17 protein-coding genes are annotated in these 18,331 nt (G+C 48.3%); 16 read left to right on the top strand and 1 reads right to left on the bottom strand.

From position 1 onward, the window contains the following. Positions 1-131: 131 nt before the first annotated feature. The 16 genes from DFQ00_RS13035 (at position 132) to DFQ00_RS13105 (ending at position 17,691) form a co-directional block, all read left to right on the top strand. Positions 132-1,166, top strand: a complete 1,035-nt coding sequence (locus DFQ00_RS13035; protein ID WP_110896926.1) for an LCP family protein — start codon at positions 132-134, stop codon at positions 1,164-1,166. 195 nt (positions 1,167-1,361) lie between these two features. Further along, complete coding sequence (locus DFQ00_RS13040) at positions 1,362-1,787, top strand: CBS domain-containing protein (RefSeq protein ID WP_090923576.1); 426 nt, start codon at positions 1,362-1,364, stop codon at positions 1,785-1,787. Positions 1,788-1,994: 207 nt separating this feature from the next. Further along, on the top strand, positions 1,995-2,297 hold the full coding sequence (locus tag DFQ00_RS13045; protein WP_090923575.1) for a MazG-like family protein: 303 nt from the start codon (positions 1,995-1,997) through the stop codon (positions 2,295-2,297). Next, positions 2,294-3,214, top strand: a complete 921-nt coding sequence (locus DFQ00_RS13050) for a DUF2232 domain-containing protein (protein ID WP_244213825.1) — start codon at positions 2,294-2,296, stop codon at positions 3,212-3,214. The genes DFQ00_RS13045 and DFQ00_RS13050 overlap by 4 nt, the downstream gene beginning before the upstream one ends. 11 nt (positions 3,215-3,225) lie before the next feature. Then, entirely contained in the window at positions 3,226-5,217 is a 1,992-nt protein-coding gene (locus tag DFQ00_RS13055) for a DHH family phosphoesterase (RefSeq protein ID WP_110896927.1), read from the top strand. After that, positions 5,214-5,657, top strand: a complete 444-nt coding sequence (gene rplI / locus DFQ00_RS13060) for a 50S ribosomal protein L9 (RefSeq protein ID WP_110896928.1) — start codon at positions 5,214-5,216, stop codon at positions 5,655-5,657. The genes DFQ00_RS13055 and rplI overlap by 4 nt, the downstream gene beginning before the upstream one ends. Position 5,658: 1 nt before the next feature. Continuing rightward, on the top strand, positions 5,659-7,020 hold the full coding sequence (gene dnaB, locus DFQ00_RS13065) for a replicative DNA helicase (protein WP_110896929.1): 1,362 nt from the start codon (positions 5,659-5,661) through the stop codon (positions 7,018-7,020). A gap of 368 nt (positions 7,021-7,388) precedes the next feature. Next, positions 7,389-8,675, top strand: coding sequence for an adenylosuccinate synthase (locus DFQ00_RS13070; protein WP_110896930.1), 1,287 nt, complete (start codon positions 7,389-7,391; stop codon positions 8,673-8,675). Between the two features lie 185 nt (positions 8,676-8,860). Further along, positions 8,861-9,517, top strand: a complete 657-nt coding sequence (locus DFQ00_RS13075; protein WP_110896931.1) for a hypothetical protein — start codon at positions 8,861-8,863, stop codon at positions 9,515-9,517. Between the two features lie 156 nt (positions 9,518-9,673). Beyond that, the gene (locus DFQ00_RS30150; RefSeq protein ID WP_279630408.1) at positions 9,674-9,802 is read left to right on the top strand and encodes a hypothetical protein; all 129 of its coding nucleotides are present in this window, start codon (positions 9,674-9,676) and stop codon (positions 9,800-9,802) included. A gap of 149 nt (positions 9,803-9,951) precedes the next feature. After that, positions 9,952-11,484: a peptidoglycan DD-metalloendopeptidase family protein gene (locus DFQ00_RS13080; RefSeq protein WP_110896932.1), complete on the top strand. Its 1,533-nt coding sequence runs from the start codon at positions 9,952-9,954 to the stop codon at positions 11,482-11,484. Between the two features lie 268 nt (positions 11,485-11,752). Continuing rightward, positions 11,753-12,475 carry a response regulator YycF gene (yycF, locus tag DFQ00_RS13085; RefSeq protein WP_110896933.1) on the top strand — a complete coding sequence of 241 codons (723 nt, stop codon included), beginning with the start codon at positions 11,753-11,755 and terminating at the stop codon, positions 12,473-12,475. Further along, positions 12,475-14,325, top strand: coding sequence for a cell wall metabolism sensor histidine kinase WalK (gene walK / locus DFQ00_RS13090; protein WP_110896934.1), 1,851 nt, complete (start codon positions 12,475-12,477; stop codon positions 14,323-14,325). The genes yycF and walK overlap by 1 nt, the downstream gene beginning before the upstream one ends. After that, positions 14,300-15,589 carry a YycH family regulatory protein gene (locus DFQ00_RS13095; RefSeq protein ID WP_244213826.1) on the top strand — a complete coding sequence of 430 codons (1,290 nt, stop codon included), beginning with the start codon at positions 14,300-14,302 and terminating at the stop codon, positions 15,587-15,589. The genes walK and DFQ00_RS13095 overlap by 26 nt, the downstream gene beginning before the upstream one ends. 545 nt (positions 15,590-16,134) lie before the next feature. Then, the gene (gene yycI, locus DFQ00_RS13100; protein WP_110897082.1) at positions 16,135-16,878 is read left to right on the top strand and encodes a two-component system regulatory protein YycI; all 744 of its coding nucleotides are present in this window, start codon (positions 16,135-16,137) and stop codon (positions 16,876-16,878) included. A 6-nt stretch (positions 16,879-16,884) separates the two neighbouring features. Next, positions 16,885-17,691, top strand: a complete 807-nt coding sequence (locus DFQ00_RS13105; RefSeq protein WP_110896936.1) for an MBL fold metallo-hydrolase — start codon at positions 16,885-16,887, stop codon at positions 17,689-17,691. Here DFQ00_RS13105 and DFQ00_RS13110 read toward each other — a convergent pair. Beyond that, a complete protein-coding gene (locus DFQ00_RS13110; RefSeq protein WP_110896937.1) occupies positions 17,660-17,872 on the bottom strand; it encodes a hypothetical protein in 213 nt (70 codons plus the stop codon). The two genes, DFQ00_RS13105 and DFQ00_RS13110, sit on opposite strands and share 32 nt — an antisense overlap. Between the last annotated feature and the right edge of the window lie 459 nt (positions 17,873-18,331).

Genomic DNA, 18,331 nt, shown 5'->3' on the forward strand with positions numbered 1-18,331 from the left:
ATAGAACGAGCATCAGCGGTGCTCTGGAAGAAAAGATAGAAAAGTTCGGGGGACTGCGTGTCATCAGACGTGTTGAACGTTTAATGTGTAGTATTGATTTTCAATTTTGAGAGTGAAGAAGGAATCGATGGATGAAAAGCAGAACTAAAGAAAAGAAGAAGAAAAGTCGCAAAGGCCTATATATAACACTGATTTCACTTGTCGTTTTGCTCATTGGCGGTTATGTGTTTCGTCAGCAGCTCGCTGTAGCCGCATTTGACCTGTTTCTCGCGGATACGGTGGAAGCACAGTTAACTCATTCTTACGTGCCGCAGGAGGGCAACAATACGCCTGATCCAACAGTCTATCGTAAGGAGCCCTTCTCTGTGTTGCTTTTGGGCTCGGATAAACGTGACTATGAGAATTCCCGCGGACGTTCGGATGCAGTCATTTACGCGGTTGTAAGGCCTAAGGAGTCTCGGGTGCTGCTGGTATCCATTCCGCGTGACACCTATGTTCAGATTGTCGGAAGGGATGCCGACAAGGACGGTGCGGATGATTATGACAAAATCGCGCATGCTTACGCCTTCGGTGGGGAGAATATGTCCATCAACACGGTAGAAAAGTTCCTTGATGCAGATGTAGGTTACTATGCAACGATTGACTTTCAGGGAATTAAAAAGGTCGTTGATGCGCTCGGAGGCATATCGTTGCCCATTGATAAGGATATCGTGAACAAAGATCCGAATCATGAGAAATTTACAATTCAGGGTGGCAAACCGATCTATGATGGACAGGAAGCATTGTATTACGTGAGATACCGCGAAGACAGTGACTTCAACCGTACGAATCGGCAGCAAATTTTCCTGAACGCTTTTGCAAACAAGATGCTGAATCTGGGTCAGATTGCGAAGATTCCGGAGCTGTTCCAGATCATGGGTGATAATTTTCAGACTGATATGCAACCGACCTTCATTATTGATCTGGCAAAGCAGGTGCTGACACAGGACAAACCTCAGGTTTCCAGCTTCACGATTATGAGCGAAGGTATGCGTAAAAACGGTGTATATTATGGTCGTGCCGACAAGAAGGATGTCCAATACGCCAAAGAGCTGATTAAAAACTGGATGGATCAATCGACTCCAGCCGGTGAAGTCATGATTCCTGACCGGAAGATGATTGAATAGTTAATTCCATACAGAGGGTGTATATTACACAGCAATCAGCAGTACGTTTTGAGCGGGCTGCTGTTTTTTTCTTTGTATGGAGCGTTCTACAATGTTAGATTTCCATCTTTTTGGAACATGTATCGTTCTATAACGTATAATATAAGTTGAGCGAGCCAGTTGAACGAGAAATACACAAGGAGGATACACAGGGGTATGAACATCGCATTTTTTTTGCTACCCAAACAAGAGGTTACATGTGTGACGTCGGACTCTACGCTGCGGCAAACGCTGGAACGGATGGAATATCATCGTTTTACAGCAGTGCCTATTTTAAATAAGGAAGGCAAGTATATCGGTACGGTTACGGAAGGTGATCTTCTGTGGTATATGAAAAATGCCGAGGGAAAGATAAGCTTTGAAAACGCTTCAAAATTTCTACTCAAGGACGTTCCACTAAGACTGGATATAAAGCCGGTGTCTATTGATGCCAATATGGAGGATTTGATCAATCTGGCCAAGGTACAAAACTTTGTGCCCGTTGTGGATGATATGGAGCGCTTTATCGGGATTGTGAGACGCAGTCAGATTATCGAATATTGTGAAGGTATTGTGGCCAAGGAGTCCATGAAGGCTAAGTAATTTGCATTCTTTTCAAAAAAGGATGGGGCCCTTAGGGATAATCACAGCGATTATTACTAATATATATGAATAAGACGTACGGGGCTCCGCATCGTACCTGACATTGAGTTTTGGAGAATTTCTCCGCTTTTTGGGGTAATTTTGCGGGCCCTCTTTTTATGCTATAATCGAGAATAAAGCTTTTTCGGGGAGAGTGACTTTCGCCAAATGCCTAAAGAACTGGATGTAGCCAAGAGGGCTAAAGTGATTGAATGGCTGAAAACCGAAGTACTTGATCAGGTATCCCGATTATTCAAAGCATTGTGGGAAGGCAGCACGATTCGAATCGGAGATAGTCTTGCCAGCTTAATGATGAGCAGTTACATATTGGGCCGAAGGCTCGGTATTCCGTTCAAAGACCTGGATGCACTGCTTGTTGAGAAGTTGAAAAAGCATAAACAGGAAGGTCACCAGCTCGAAGACTGGTACCAGGATATTTCCGCGCTCGAAGATCATATGCGTAAGAGGTGAATTTGTTGAAATTTAGCTTTAAAACAGCTGTCTGGAGTGTAGCATGGCTACTTTTGCTACTATCGCTACTCACTCCGTTATCGGTACTCTCCATTTTCTTCATGATGGTTCCAGGTGTAATTTTGTATGCTTCATTATCTGTAAAATCATTTATATGGCATATTCTGCCGGTTGCTGTTGTGTTAGCAGTGGTACATCCGATTTATCTGTTATTTATGCTGGTCTTTATACTTCCGGCAATTGTCATGGGCAATGCGTATAAGAAGCAAAAGTCAGCGTTGTTCACTTTAATGACTGGCGGCGGTACGATGCTGGCAGAGTATCTGCTCTTGCTTTTGGTGGGCAGTCTCATATTCCACTTCGACCTGTCTTCATACATTAAAGATGTGGTACAGCTTACGATTGAACCACTTACCAATTCATCCAGCCAGATGATTAATGGTTTTGTATGGACACCTGAGATGACAGAGGATGTGGCCAAGCAGACACAGCTAATGATTCCATTTGCTTTAGTGGTGACCTCGATGGTCATGGCCTTTATTACACATGTTATTGCTCGTCCTATTCTGAGCGTGATGGGTATGAATGTGCCTAAGCTTCCACCTGCAAGAGAGTGGCGTATGCCACGTTCGTTGATCTGGTATTACTTCCTTGCACTGATTATTGAAGTGGTCTCCAGACAAAGTGACGGTACGTACTGGAAGATGATCGCAATGAACATGTCGCCGCTCATTAACCTTGGCTTTATGATTCAGGCGATTGGCTTTTTCTTCTTCCTCTCACATCTGAAAAGATGGAACCCGGTTATTCCGTATCTATTGGGAGCAGCGGTCTTCTTCATTGGCCCGCTTCGCATTGTCGGAATTATTGATCTGGCGTTCCCGCTCCGTGAGGCAATATCGAAATCAAAACGATAGGGTGATGAGTCATGCCTAAATTTCTGAAGAAACGCTGGCACGGCTATTATACCGTATGGGCGTTCATACTGCTGCTGCTGCTTGTGATGTTCGTTACGATCTACAACTGGACGCTTGGTTTGATTAGTCTGATACTGGCTTCGTTGCTGGGAATTATCATGATTAAGGCAGAACTCGCGTTCCGCCGGGAGCTGAACGACTACATTAACGGCCTGACGATTCGTATTAAGCGAATGGAGGGTGAGGCTGTCAGCATGCTTCCATTCGGCATCGTGCTGTACAGTGAGGATCGTACGGTAGAGTGGCATAACCGCTTTGTAGCAGAGATGTTTCATGAGAAAACATTGGTGGGTAGCTCACTGCCTAATCTGTTTCCGAATCTTCCTCAACCGAAGGAGAAGAAGGAAGCATCAAAAGAGCCCTCATCCAAGGAGTTTCATGATGAATTTCAGCTGGATGATCGTTATTACGGTGTAATTCATAACCCGCAGGAGCGGTACGTGTATGTGTATGAGATTACTGAACTCGCTATTCTGCGAGATAAATATGAGAATGAACGTATTGCGTTGGGTATTCTTATTCTGGACAATCTGGATGAGGCTGCTCAGGGTATGGATGATCAGCAGCGCACAGCACTCATTGCCAGAGTCACCAGCGAAATAACAGCTTGGGCGAAGCGTTACGAAGTGTATCTTCGTCGTCTTTCATCTGATCGTTATCTGATGATGCTCAATCATAAATCGCTGCAGGAGCTTGAGCAGAGCCGGTTTGTTATTTTGGATGAGGTACGGGAGATGACAGCTGATCTGAAGGTGCCGATGACGCTGAGCGTTGGACTTGCATTTGGCTCGGACAGCATCAGTGAGCTGGGAGAGCTTGCGCAATCCAGTCTGGATATGGCACTTGGACGAGGCGGTGACCAGGCGGCTGTGAAGTCTGGACAGCGTTTATCTTTTTACGGCGGTAAGTCAAATGCAGTGGAGAAGCGTACGCGGGTCAGAGCGAGGGTCATTGCTCATGCGCTGCGTGATCTGATGCAGGAAAGTGATCGCGTGCTGATTATGGGGCATAAGATGCCGGATATGGACGCGATTGGTGCATCCATCGGGGTGTGGAAGGCTGCAAGTCTGTACAACGTCGAGGCACGTATCGTGCTCGATGGGGTGAATCCATCCATTGAACGGCTGATGGAGCAGGTGAACAAGGACGAGAGGCTGTCTAAAGCACTTGTCTCACCGGAGCAGGCTACCCAGCTAATGACGGAGCACACGCTATTGGTTGTGGTAGATACGCATAAGGCCTCCATGACGATGGAGCCAAAACTGGTTCAAGCCGCAACGCGAGTGGTGGTGGTCGATCATCATCGCCGGGGTGAGGAGTTTATTAATGACGCGGTATTGATCTATCTGGAGCCATATGCATCCTCTGCGTCTGAGCTGGTAACCGAGCTTTTGCAGTATATTCATGAAAAGGTACAGTTTACTCCACTTGAAGCAACAGCCCTTCTGGCTGGCATAACGCTTGATACGAAGCATTTTGCACTGCATACAGGCTCCCGGACGTTTGAAGCGGCGGGTTTCCTTCGTCGCAGCGGTGCGGACACGATTATGGTGCAGAAGCTGATGAAAGAGGATCTGTCAGAATATATTGCTAAGGCAGAAATCATAAAGCATGCTAAAATGGTATATGGGAATATTGCGCTTGCGGTCACTGGACCTGGCAGCAAAATTTCACAGATGATGATCGCCCAGGTGGCGGACACATTGCTGAACATGAAGGACGTAGCCGCATCATTTGTCATTAGTGAGCGTCCAGATGGACTGATTGGCATCAGTGCGAGATCACTGGGCCGTATGAACGTGCAAGTGGTGATGGAACGGCTTGGCGGTGGCGGCCATTTAACCAATGCGGCTGTGCAGCTTGAAGGAACGCTGGGAGAAGCGGAGAAGCGGCTGATGAACGTCCTGGCTGAAATCGAAAAGGAAGAGGGGTTGTTCGAATGAAAGTCATTTTTATAAAAGATATGAAGGGTCAAGGCAAGAAAGGGCAAGTGAAGGAAGTATCTGAAGGATACGCACAGAATTTCTTGCTGCCACGGGGAATCGTACGTCTGGCTACAGAAGGTAACATGAAAACGCTGGATAACCAGAATGCGGCGGAAGAAAGACGTAAACAGGAAGAGAAGGCGGAAGCCGAGGTTCTGGCGAAAAAGCTGGAGGCAGAAGTGACGGAGCTGAAAGCAAAAGCTGGCGAGGGTGGTCGTCTCTTTGGCGCAATTACAAGCAAACAGATCGCAGAAGCCTTATCCAAAAAAGGTCTGAAAGTGGATAAACGTAAAATTGAGCTGGAGGAGCCGATCCGTACGCTTGGTGTAACGCAAGTGACCGTTAAGGTGCATCCTGAAGTGAAGGCAACTTTGAAGGTTCAGGTAACGGAGGAGTAAAATGGGCGGCGAAATGTTATTCGACCGGATTCCCCCGCAGAACCTGGAGGCCGAACAGGCTGTGCTGGGTGCAATCCTGCTTCAGGGCGAGGCTCTGATTACAGCGATGGAACGGGTGCAAACCGAGGATTTCTATGACAAGCCCCATCAATTGATCTATGAAGCGATGATTCAGCTGGGTGAGGAAAATCAACCGATTGACCTTGTTACGCTGACTTCACGTCTGAAGGATAAAGGCGAGCTGGAGGACATTGGCGGTGTCAGCTATCTGGCCAAGCTCGCTCACGGTGTGCCAACGGCGGCCAACGTGGATTATTATGCGCAGATTATCGAGGAGAAATCGATGCTGCGTCGTTTGATTCGTACTGCAACACAGATTGTAAGTGAAGGGTACACAGGCGGCGAAGATGTGGCAGCCATGCTTGGTGAAGCAGAGCGCCGCATTCTTGAAATTTCGAACAGACGCTCCAGCAGCGGTTTTATTGCTATTCAGGACGTGCTGATGGAAGTGTTCGATAAAGTCGAAACGCTGCATCAGAACCGGGGAAATACAACGGGTATTCCATCGGGCTTCATTGATCTGGACAAGATGACCGCGGGATTCCAGCGCAGTGACTTGATCATTGTTGCTGCCCGTCCATCTGTAGGTAAAACGGCCTTTGCTTTGAACATCGCTCAGAATGTAGGTATTCGGGCGCAAGAGACGGTGGCCATCTTCAGTCTGGAGATGTCGGCTGCCCAGCTTGTCCAGCGTATGATCTGTGCCGAAGCCAATCTGGACGCGGGAGTTCTTCGTACCGGGGAATTTAAAGGTGATGAGGATTGGCAGAAGCTGACGATGGGGATCGCGGCCCTGAACGAGGCCAACATCTTTATTGATGATACGCCAGGTATTACGGTGGCCGATATTCGTGCCAAATGCCGTCGTCTCAAGAAAGAAAAGGGTCTCGGCATGATTCTGATCGACTACCTGCAATTGATCAGTGGACGAGGTAAAGCCGGAGAGAACCGTCAACAAGAGGTATCCGAGATTTCACGTACTCTGAAGCAGATTGGTAGGGAACTGGAAGTTCCGGTTATTGCTTTGTCCCAGCTCAGCCGGGGTGTAGAGCAGCGTCAGGATAAACGTCCGATGATGAGTGACCTGCGGGAATCGGGCTCGATCGAGCAGGATGCGGACATCGTAGCGTTCCTGTACCGGGATGACTACTACAACCAGGAAACCGAGAAAAAAAATATTATCGAGATTATTATCGCCAAGCAGCGTAATGGTCCGGTAGGCACGGTGGAGCTGGTCTTCCTGAAAAACTTTAACAAATTCGTCAACTACGAGCGGGCACATAACGACGCCTTCGCGATGTAGCGGACGAGCAGTATATGCATGAAGCAATACGGTATAAGCAGTAAGTGTAAAAGTACCGGTGAATGCGGTCAAGGGTATAACGACTGGCATCACCGGTTTTTTACGTTGAAATACAGGTGTAATTCCGAACATTAAAGATATACAGATTATAATTGTTCGCCATTTCATTTGACTTTGAAAAAGCGGACTGTTACACTAATACTGCTGCGTTAAAGCAGTGCAAACCTTCCCTTCAATGTAAAGGAAGGACATTTCTACTGTCCGTTAGCACGCTTCTCAGTTGGTTTATTGCGTAACATGCCTACCGGGATAGAGGACGGACAGACCAATACAAAGGTGCGCAAGGCACCCACGGAGGTATGTTAACTATGTCAACGGTAGTTGTAGTGGGAACGCAATGGGGAGACGAAGGAAAAGGTAAAATTACGGATTATTTGGCTGAAAGCGCTGATGTGGTTGCTCGTTATCAAGGTGGTAACAATGCAGGCCATACAATCCTGATCGACAACAAAAAATATAAATTGACGATGATTCCATCGGGTATCTTTTACACAGACAAAGCATGTGTGATTGGTAACGGTATGGTTATCAACCCGAAGGCACTTATTGAAGAGATTAATTATATTCATGATAATGGCTTTACAACGAAAAATCTGTCCATCAGTGAACGCGCACATATCATCCTGCCATACCACATGGTTCTGGATGCGCTGGAGGAAGAGAGCAAAGGCCCGAACAAAATTGGCACAACAGGAAAAGGGATCGGCCCTTGTTACATGGACAAATCCGCACGGATTGGTATTCGCATGGTGGACCTGCTGGATGCAGAGGAATTCGAACTGAAGCTGCGCCATCTGGTCAAAGAAAAAAATCGTGTTATCGAGCAAGTGTACAACGGTACGCCGGTAGATGTTGAAGAGATTTTGAAGAATTACCTCGGCTATGCAGAAATCCTTCGTCCTTATGTGAAGGATACATCTGTGGTACTGAACGATTCTATCGACGAGAACAAAAAGGTATTGTTTGAAGGTGCGCAGGGTGTCATGCTTGACCTTGACCAAGGTACGTATCCTTACGTGACTTCATCCAACCCGTCTGCAGGCGGCGTATGTATCGGTTCCGGCGTTGGCCCAGCGCGTATTCAGCAAGTTATCGGCGTAGCCAAGGCATACACAACACGTGTAGGTGACGGCCCATTCCCGACAGAATTGCATGATGCAATCGGAGACCAGATTCGTGAGACAGGTCATGAGTATGGAACGGTAACTGGACGCCCGCGCCGTGTAGGCTGGTTTGACAGCGTTGTTGTTCGCCATGCTCGTCGTGTGAGCGGGATTACAGGTTTGTCCCTGAACTCCCTGGACGTGATGACAGGTCTGGATACGGTAAAAATCTGCACAGGTTACAAGTTCCGTGGCGAGGTTATCACTCACTATCCGGCAAGCCTGAAAATGCTGGCAGAATGCGAAGCAGTGTACGAAGAAATGCCAGGCTGGAGCGAGGACATTACGGGAGCGAAGAAGCTGGAGGATCTGCCGGTGAATACACAGAATTATGTGAAACGTGTAGCTGAGTTGACAGGCATTCCAATCGCCATCTTCTCTGTAGGTCGTAATCGTGAGCAAACAAATCAGGTTCTGCCAATCTATGTTTAAATGAATTTGCTTTTCATACAATCACCTCCGGTCACTGCTAGAAATAGCGGTGGCTGGAGGTTTTTTTGTGTCTGTATCGGATATAATCCCGAGATTTTCGTCAATACTGGCTAACAGTATATCAATCATATATCCCACAATCCACCTGGATAAAGGGAAGTATCGTTGGAGGGAGAGAAACAGATATGAAGTTGCTGTTATGGTTTGTCAAAATTGTACTTATCGTGATGCTGGTCAGTTCCCTGACTCTGCTTACGACAGGACTAATTGTGCAATCCTATGCCAAGTCATTGCTTGCCAGTTTTAATATACAGTGGGAAGGGCAGTCCATGGGTCTGCTGGGTATGTTTCAAGGGGCATTAGGTAGTAAATCTGATTTATCCACCGAGGGTGAGAAGAAGGGGAATGCACCAGCCAATCAGCCAACTGGAGCGGAGAAGGAGCAAGCACCGGAGAATTCAATTTCAGTCATGGGCAACGCTAACGGGACGAAGAACGACTCTGCAGGTGTGGATGCAGGCAAGGAATCAACCCCGGAGGCTTCAAATGCGGGCGCAGCTCAAACAGACAGCAATTCAGGTGCGGCAGCGGGCTCTGATGATGCTATTGTCGTATCACCTGATGACATAACAGGCGCTAAAAACAAGCTGCCAACGGAAGAAAAGGAACGTATCTTCACTTTGCTTATGAACAAGCTGCCGCAAAAGGAAATGCAGCAGATCTCCGGTGCAATGGAGGGTGGGCTGACAGAGCAGGAGCTGCGGGAGATTGAGCAGGTGATCTCCAAGTACCTGACAAGTGAAGAGTACAACAGTCTCATAGAAGTACTGCAATCGGAATAAAGGCATAACCTTAGTATGATCCTCATCAGAGCTCCTCTGGTGAGGTTTTTTTGTGTTTACATGAAAAATTTCATAATCATTACATAGGTCTTAGAACCTAGTCCTAGATTGAGACAAAAAGTACATAGTGGGGCTGAGGTTGAGGCATAATGGGTGATGGAACAAACGATCATATGGATGGGTATTTCAGGAAAACCAGATGTGACGCGGCTTTATGATGTGAGGATAGGAGTTGAAATGATTGTAAAACCTGTGTTAAAGTATACGGGTGTGATAAAAGGTTAAAATTTTGACACTTTTATAAACACAGCTAAAGTCCTGTTTTTACTGAAATGTATATTTAACTCATACTAATGGACTTGCATGCACATGACTAATTCGCAAGTAATGTCTAATCAGAACACGAACAATGAAGTGCTGAAAAGGAGAGAATCATGAAAGGTTTCAGAGGCATACGCCAACCGGGCAAAAACCGGGTACACGAACAATCCGGAGAACACCGGACGGCCGAAGACAAAAACAACATGAGCATGTCCAACTTCAGTTCAAATAAGAAAAGAATGCTGGCATCGCGTAAATGGATCATCACGACAGCGTGCGGTATTCTGATAGCGGCATCCGTCGGATTCGGTGTCAAACAATATATTGCTTCCAATACTGTGCCATACTATAAGGTCATGGTTAAAGGCCAGGAGATCGGTACAATCGCTAATGAAGCACAACTGCAGCAGCTTTTTGCCCAGAAAACCGAAGAATATCAGGGTAAATATCCGGATGCGCAGATGGTGTTGAATACAGACGGGATTACAACGGAAACGGTACAGGCCTATAAGCCGGAGGTACACAGCGAGGAAACTCTGGATAAACTCGGTCAAATGTTAACCGCTTATGCTAAAGGTGTAGAGCTCAAGGTTAACGGTGAAGTCATCGGTATTGTGAAGGATCAAGAGACGGCAGACGCGATCCTGCAGCAGGTACAGAGCAAATACATACCGGCGTCGGCTGTTCGAAGCTCACTGAAGACCAAGTCGGTATCAGCCAATTCTTCCAAAAAGGATAAAGGCCCGAGCACTACATTAAAGTCGGTAGACATTAAAGAAGATGTCACCACGGATGCAGTGAAGGCTGATCCGAATAAAATATGGGATGTGTCGGAGGCGGTTAAAGCGTTAACCGTTGGTAAAGATGCGCCTTTAATCTACGAGGTTCATGAAGGAGATACCATCTCTTCCATTGCAACCCGTTACGGTATTACACAAGCCGAGATTCGCCAACATAACCCCGGAATCAAGGAGACTTCTCTTCAGATCGGACAAGAGCTAACGCTGACTGTACCGAAGCCGGCAATTACGGTTCAATCGGTGGAGCAAATGGTGGAGCAGATTGAAGTGAAGCCGCAGGTTGAGGTGCGTAAAAGTGCCGAGCTGAAGGCAGGTACAACGAAAGTCGTTCGCCCAGGCCAAAGCGGACTGAAAAACATGCAGTATCGCATCACCAAAGAGAATGGTGAAGTGGTTCGTGAAGAATGGCTGGGTCAGGAAGTGATCAAACCGGCCGTGACGGAGGTTGTGCTCAAAGGAACCAAGGTTGTTGGTGAGGGCACAGGACAATTTGCATGGCCTGTATCCAATGCTACTCTGAGCAGCAGCTTTGGACAGCGTTGGGGCCGTCAGCACAAAGGCGTCGATCTGGTGGGTAGCCGGGACATCAAGTCTGCTGATGAAGGCGTGGTTACTTTTGCAGGACAGAAGAGCGGTTACGGGAATGTGATCATTATTAATCATCGTAACGGATACGAAACGCTGTACGGTCACTTGAGCAGCATTGGCGTGAACGTTGGACAGGTGGTTGAGAAGGGTGACAGCATCGGAGTGATGGGAAATACAGGACGTTCCACAGGAACACATCTGCATTTCGAGATTCTCAAAAATGGCAGTGCCGAAAATCCGATGACGTATCTGAATTAATTGTAAAGCACAGGACATCACATATGTGATGCTGGCATGGGAACAAGGTTGGCTGTATAGCTGGCCTTGTTTTTTGATGTGAAATATTTTTAAAGGAAACGGCTTCCAAAGGCCCGATCAGGATGTGACTGTGCCTCAGGTATGTTAAACTAGAATATAGATCATTGGGTACAATCGACAAACAGGATATGGATTTATGAACTATCAGCTAGATTAGAGAGACAGCGCCAGTGGCGGATCAAGCAGGATATAGGGGTGAATTCAGCCGATGCAGGGAAAGATTTTGGTGGTGGACGACGAGCAGCCCATCGCAGACATTCTGAAGTTTAATTTGGAAAAAGAGGGTTACGAGGTCATCTGTGCATTTGATGGTATTCGTGCAGTAGAGCTGGCGTTATCCGAGAAACCGGATCTGATGCTTCTGGATCTGATGCTTCCGGGCAAGGACGGGATGGATGTATGCCGTGAGGTACGCGCTCATCTGGAAATGCCGATTATTATGCTGACCGCGAAGGACGGGGAGATCGACAAAGTGCTCGGTCTGGAGCTGGGGGCAGATGACTATGTAACCAAACCGTTTAGCACAAGGGAGCTGCTTGCACGGGTGAAGGCCCAGATGCGCAGACAGCAGAAGCCAACAGCAATTGTAGAAGCCCCTGAGGAAGCAGGGAAGCAGGTGCTGCGGCTGTTTGATCTGGCTTTTGATATGGATATGTATACGGCGTACAAGGGCGGCGAGCCGCTTGATCTGACGCATCGGGAATATGAGCTGTTATATTATATGGCCAAGCATTCCGGCAAGGTGATGACACGGGAGCATCTGCTGCAGGCTGTATGGGGATACGAATATTTTGGTGACGTACGTACAGTGGATGTGACCATCCGCAGGCTGCGGGAGAAGATTGAAGAAAATCCAAGCAAGCCGGAAACGATTCTGACTCGCCGGGGGCTTGGTTATCTCGTGCGCAGTGCTAAAAGCGTGGGGATATAATGGGCCGATTCGCGCGATTTTCGTTCTTTCGAACGATTCAGGCGAAATTAATTATTATCTATGTGTTGCTGATTCTGATTGCGATGCAGTTGATCGGCGTTTATTTTGTCAGTGCGATGAAGAACTCGCTCACCAGCAACTTTACGGAGGATTTGCAGGCGCGTGCCGAGATGCTGTCCGTTCTGGTAGGTGAGACGATGGCTGGCGGAGAAGCGGAGGCTGGCGAGGACAAAACGGAGAATCTGCGTGTGCTGGTGAACAATCTGTTCAACATTAACGGTGCCGAGATTCAGGTGCTGGATGCCAGTGGCAAGGTGCTTACAACCTCGCTAAGCTCACATTCGGATTATATCGGGCGCAAAAATACACAGACCGTTGTCAGCCGTGCGTTGCAGGGCATTCGGGACAATGAGGAATATATCGTAGATGAGGATAATGTTCGCAAAAAGGTTGTGGCCAAGCCGGTATTAGCCGGCGGCAAAATTATCGGGGCAGTCTACATCGCCGCCTCGATGAATGAGCTGTACGCAACGATGGAGGGCATCAACAAAATTTTTATCTCCGGCATTCTGATAGCCTTGGTATTAACCGCGGTGCTGGGTGTTATTTTGTCGCATACAATTACGCAACCAATCAAGGAAGTGACACGGCGGGCAACGGCGGTTGCCGAAGGAAATTTTGATCAACAGACACCGGTATTTGGCACAGACGAGATTGGTCAGCTGAGCCGTGCGTTCAACTATATGACCAGCAGATTGCGTGACGCTCTCTCTCAGAATGAAGAGGAAAAGGAAAAGCTGACCTCCATTCTGACCAACATGAGTGATGGGGTTGTTGCGACAGATGAGTACGGCAAAGTGATTCTGGTGAATCGCCGTGCCAGCAGCATTCTTGGCATGCGCCCGTCCGACATTGAAGGCAGGCATTTCGCGGTTCTGCTTGGTATTGATCCAGAGGATGCGGAAGCTTTGGCGAGCGGTTTTACAGGCTCCACATTGCTCCAGATCGCTCCTGCAGGCCAGGAGGAGCCGGTGGTGATTCGTATGACGTTCACTCCGGTGCATCGGCGTGAGCTTGGGATCACGGGCACCATTGCGGTGCTTCAGGATGTAACGGAGCAGGAGGAACTGGAGGCCTCACGGCGTGAATTTGTGGCCAATGTATCACATGAGCTGCGTACACCGCTAACTACGATCAAGAGTTATGCGGAAGCGCTGGACGATGGGGCCTTGGAGGATCCGCAGCTTGCCGGACGTTTTGTTGGTGTCATTCAGAATGAGACGGAGCGTATGATTCGTCTGGTGACGGACCTACTTCACCTGTCGAGGCTGGATTCCAAGGAAGCACTGCTGCGTAAGCAGCCCATTGATATTTTGGAGATGCTGGAGGAAGTGACAGATCGGTTCTCTTTCCAGATGCATCAAAAGGATATTCAGTCTGTGCTGTCTGTGGAACATGATATTCCACCCGTGCCGCTGGACCGTGATCAGATTGATCAGGTTCTGGATAATGTTGTATCCAATGCGCTGAAATATACGCTTGAGGGCGGCACCATTACGATTGCAGCCCGGCGTAGTGATGAGCATACGCTGGCCATCTCCGTATCGGATACGGGCATGGGCATACCACAACGTGATCTGGATCGCATATTCGAGCGGTTCTATCGTGTAGATAAAGCAAGATCTCGCAGCATGGGCGGTACGGGACTAGGACTGTCCATTGCCCGGGAAATTGTAAAGGCCCATGATGGAAGCATCTCGCTGGAATCCGAGGTAGACGTTGGCACAACGGTAACGTTTACCTTGCCAATGCGTGATAAAGGGGGTGAGCACCTTGAAGGAACGGATTAAATCTCTGGTGCTTGCTGCTCTGGTCGTGGCCAGTCTGGTACAGAGCTACTTCCTGATCTATCGTTTGCCGGGAGGTGGCGATTCGATTGTCACCTCGGAAACAAACTATGTGAAGACCGAAAATATAGGGCAGGAGCGTAGCATTGAGGAGTTAATTTTCCCGGATCAGATGATTATTCATATGGGTCAGGACAAACATACCGTGTTTTATCCTGGCAATACATTCTATCAGCTCATCTATTCCAGGTTAAAAGGCAGGACATTCGAGGATTTCCAGCGGCGCAATGTACAGTCAGTCAATTGGGATCAGATTCGCAAGGAAAGCCCGGGGTTTGAGTTATCCTTCAAAGAGGGCATGCCCGTTGCTTTGCTTCAGCGGGTGATGCGTCTGGGTACGGATACCCTTTTTCAGGGAGAGACGATCAATCGTATTGCCATATATACAACCCCGAATGATACGAAGGCACATGCGCTGTTCTTCAGTGCCAAGGGCGATGTGGTCTATGAGGCCGCGCAGGCAGACCTGACGGTGCAGGATGTGCAGCAGCATGTTGATTTTGGAACAAGCTGGACACCGTACACGCAGATGGAAGGCGGATATTATATTCCGACACAGGCACTGGATGCGATTGAGGCTGATGTGCCGACAGGACAGTTCACGGTGGAGCAGATGCAGCGTAGTTTGTTCTTTGATCCAAGCATGACCCGGAATATTCGGGAAAAGGATGGGTCGGAGATATATACCGACAGCAAACGCAGTCTGCAGGTGAAACAGTATCAGCGCTGGATCAGCTATACGGACCCGGCGGCACCGCCTGCCGGACAAAGTGATGCGTCCAAGGATGCGCTGTCGGCAGTAGATTTTGTAAACCAGCATGGCGGCTGGAAAGGGCGTTCTCGCATGATGCTGAGGTCGACGGACAATAAGACGCAGCTTCAGTTCCAGCAGTATTATGGCAGTTTTCCAATATTGGATTCCATGCAGTTTCGCTTCGGCACGATTAATATGGAGATGCAGCAGGAGACGGTGTCGAGTTATGAGCGATCCTTGGAATATTTGAACGAGGGTACGGAAACGAAACAGTCGATCAAGCTGCCTGGCGGGGACAAGCTCAAAAATCTGATCCGAAAAGTAGCTGGCGAGAATCGCAAGGTTGTGGACGTGTACCCGGCCTATCGCACATCGGCAATGGAGGACGGTCTTCGGCTGATCCCGGTCTGGGTGATCCGGTTCGGTAACGGCGAGGAAACAACAGTATCTTAGCTATTTGGCGGGAGTGTAGCGCGAAAAAGCAGTCAATGGTAGGCAGGTGACCAGATCGAGTTGCTCGGGGAGTGCTGACAAAGCGGGCGGAGCTCTAACGATCTCCAGAGACGTTATATGGGTGGTTTTTGAAGTTTTGAAAATTTAACGATCCTCAGGGACGCTATTTCGGTAAAAACGGGCCAAATATGGAGAAAAACTGCGAATCCATACGAAATAGGGCTTCTCCTGATCGATAGCTTGAATCACACAACCCATCTTGCCACCAGCTTTGCTTGAACAAACCAATCAAGGCTGGAGCTCGAAGCTTAGGGTGTAGCGCAAACAACAGTAAAAACAACAGTGCATACAAAAGGTTTAGTGTGTGTCTTGAAGTCTACTGAAGTATTTAAGTCTATTTTTACCGCCTGTTCGCCCTCTGCTGCGTCAATTTCCCTTGACGTGTCCCGGCACGACTTATTGAAAATATAAAACAAGACATAGAAAAGTATGAGTACAGCAAGGACTTGGCACGAAGGTCATCAGCTGACGAGGAGGTGAAGGTTCTGGATTGGGGACGAGCCAAAAATGTATTAATCTATGCTTTTTTGCTGCTGAATCTGGTGCTGGGCTATCAGATCTGGATAGATGCGAGGGAGACGGCAGGAGCCAATCTGGACTTCACCTCACTCGCGGACAATACCCAGCGGGCCATGGAAGAGAAGGGCATTCAGGTGCTGGCGCCGATTCCGAATGAGACGCCCAAGCTGCCGAAGCTGTCCTATGAGTTTATTGAAGAGGACAAGTCGGGTATTAAAGTGCAGCTGGAGAAGCCTGTGGACAGCAAGCTGATCTTCTCGCCAAGCGAGCTGGCCGATGCGCTGCAGGCGGAGATTCCGCAAATCGGCACGTACCGGCTGGACCAGCTGATGGCGGAGGACGGGGCTTTTGTGCTCCACCCGCTGGTGGACGGCAAATGGCCGCTCTTTAACGTGAGTCTGGAGCTGTTCTACAGCGATCAGAAAATCACGGGTTATCATCAGACTCCGGTGCGGATTACGACCGCCGAGGAGAGTGATCAGCAGGTGCTTCCGGCGTCCAAGGCGCTGGGCACGCTGATCGAAAACTTTTTGCCAAACGATGCGATTGTAAAAGACATTCAGCTCGGCTATTACGGCCAGTTGTTCAACTCAGATATACAGGTAGCGATGCCAGCATGGCGGTTCGTGCTGGAAAGTGGCGAGGTGTTGTACGTGCAGGGCATCAGTGGGGATGTATTCAGTCCCAAGTCAGATAAACCAGGGGAGTAATGCGTTATGGGGATATATTTTACGGTGTTATCCAGCGGTTCGACAGGTAATGCTACAGTCATTCAGCATGGGGCGACTTCACTTATGATTGATGCAGGTCTAAGCGCGAAGCGGCTGGAGACGCTGTTTCTGGAACGGGAGATTTCGGGAACGGAACTGGACGGCATTCTGGTGACACATGAACATTCGGATCATATTAAAGGACTAGGCGCGATATCTCGGAAATATAATTTACCGATCTATGCAAATACGAATACGTGGGCGGCTTTGGAGAAGTCGGTCGGCGCTATTCCTGAGGAGAACCGGCGGATATTTGAAACGGGTGAAAAGCATGATTTTGGCTCGCTGCGTGTGGAGTCCTTCGGGATATCGCATGATGCGGCTGAACCGGTGGGTTACACCTTTGACGATGGAAGCGAGAAGCTGTCCGTGGCGACAGACCTCGGTTATATGAGTGACAAGGTTCGCGATGCCATCTCGGACTCGGATGTGCTGGTGCTGGAGGCGAATCATGATGTGGAGTTGCTGCGCATGGGACGTTATCCGTGGAACACCAAGCGCCGGATTCTGAGCGACATCGGGCATTTGTCGAACGAGGCAGCAGGAGCGGCGCTTAGTGAACTGATGAACGGACGGATCAAGCGTACGTATCTGGCACATCTCAGCCGGGATCACAACATGATGGATTTGGCAAAAATGTCGGTGCGTGATGCGATGGAAAGCCGTGGCTGTTTCTATCGGGACCATGAGTTCAAGCTGTGTGATACTTATTATGATCGTCCTACACCATGGGATAGGGTGGGTGAGCCATAAAGCTGTCGAGCTCGATAGCTTTGCGCTCCACTTCCTCACGGGTCAGGATGCCTTTATCAATAAGCAGTTCAATGATGGTGCTGAGCGCCAGTGTGTTGCGGTAATGCTCTTCTTTGAGATCGGCGAGCTTGGCCGCCATATGCACTTCGTCCATAGCGGTGAGCGATCGCGTGCGTTCCATTGTGGAATCCTCCTTCGTTCTATGAAGCTCTGAATTGTTCTTTTACTATTATTGTAGTCAGGCTTGGTGGAAAACATTCCTCTTTTTGCCGCTAACATTCTCCGGGCAGGGTGTGTATGCTAAAACTGTAGCGTTATAGCTTGCTGCTCCTACGGTGAATTAAAATGAAAAAGTTTGATAAATGGATGAAAATGGCGCTTAGCACACCCAGTTTTGTGGTGATAAATACTATGGACCTTTATTGTTAAGTGAGCTATTAGAGAAAATTTACGTTTATTTACGTAATTATGCAACTTTTTGGGATTTAAAGTGTTTAGTATATAAGGAGCATTGTGATTTTGGCTGTTTTGCGTATGAAATGGAATCTCGAATCTCGCAGCGTGCGAGAGCATGATTGATAGAGCACACAGGATGGAGTGCCATTCTGTTGTATATAAACGCTTGTTGCCGGGGGATTGA

The organism is Paenibacillus barcinonensis (assembly GCF_003217495.1).
GTDB classification, from domain to species: domain Bacteria; phylum Bacillota; class Bacilli; order Paenibacillales; family Paenibacillaceae; genus Paenibacillus; species Paenibacillus barcinonensis.

Bases quoted from the DNA above. Each gene is read 5' to 3' on its own strand.
- DFQ00_RS13035 (WP_110896926.1), top strand. From the start codon at position 132: ATGAAAAGCAGAACTAAAGAAAAGAAGAAGAAAAGTCGCAAAGGCCTA.
- DFQ00_RS13040 (WP_090923576.1), top strand. From the start codon at position 1,362: ATGAACATCGCATTTTTTTTGCTACCCAAACAAGAGGTTACATGTGTG.
- DFQ00_RS13045 (WP_090923575.1), top strand. From the start codon at position 1,995: ATGCCTAAAGAACTGGATGTAGCCAAGAGGGCTAAAGTGATTGAATGG.
- DFQ00_RS13055 (WP_110896927.1), top strand. From the start codon at position 3,226: ATGCCTAAATTTCTGAAGAAACGCTGGCACGGCTATTATACCGTATGG.
- rplI (WP_110896928.1), top strand. From the start codon at position 5,214: ATGAAAGTCATTTTTATAAAAGATATGAAGGGTCAAGGCAAGAAAGGG.
- dnaB (WP_110896929.1), top strand. From the start codon at position 5,659: ATGGGCGGCGAAATGTTATTCGACCGGATTCCCCCGCAGAACCTGGAG.
- DFQ00_RS13070 (WP_110896930.1), top strand. From the start codon at position 7,389: ATGTCAACGGTAGTTGTAGTGGGAACGCAATGGGGAGACGAAGGAAAA.
- DFQ00_RS13075 (WP_110896931.1), top strand. From the start codon at position 8,861: ATGAAGTTGCTGTTATGGTTTGTCAAAATTGTACTTATCGTGATGCTG.
- DFQ00_RS30150 (WP_279630408.1), top strand. From the start codon at position 9,674: ATGGAACAAACGATCATATGGATGGGTATTTCAGGAAAACCAGATGTG.
- DFQ00_RS13080 (WP_110896932.1), top strand. From the start codon at position 9,952: ATGAAAGGTTTCAGAGGCATACGCCAACCGGGCAAAAACCGGGTACAC.
- yycF (WP_110896933.1), top strand. From the start codon at position 11,753: ATGCAGGGAAAGATTTTGGTGGTGGACGACGAGCAGCCCATCGCAGAC.
- walK (WP_110896934.1), top strand. From the start codon at position 12,475: ATGGGCCGATTCGCGCGATTTTCGTTCTTTCGAACGATTCAGGCGAAA.
- DFQ00_RS13105 (WP_110896936.1), top strand. From the start codon at position 16,885: ATGGGGATATATTTTACGGTGTTATCCAGCGGTTCGACAGGTAATGCT.
- DFQ00_RS13110 (WP_110896937.1), bottom strand. From the start codon at position 17,872: ATGGAACGCACGCGATCGCTCACCGCTATGGACGAAGTGCATATGGCG.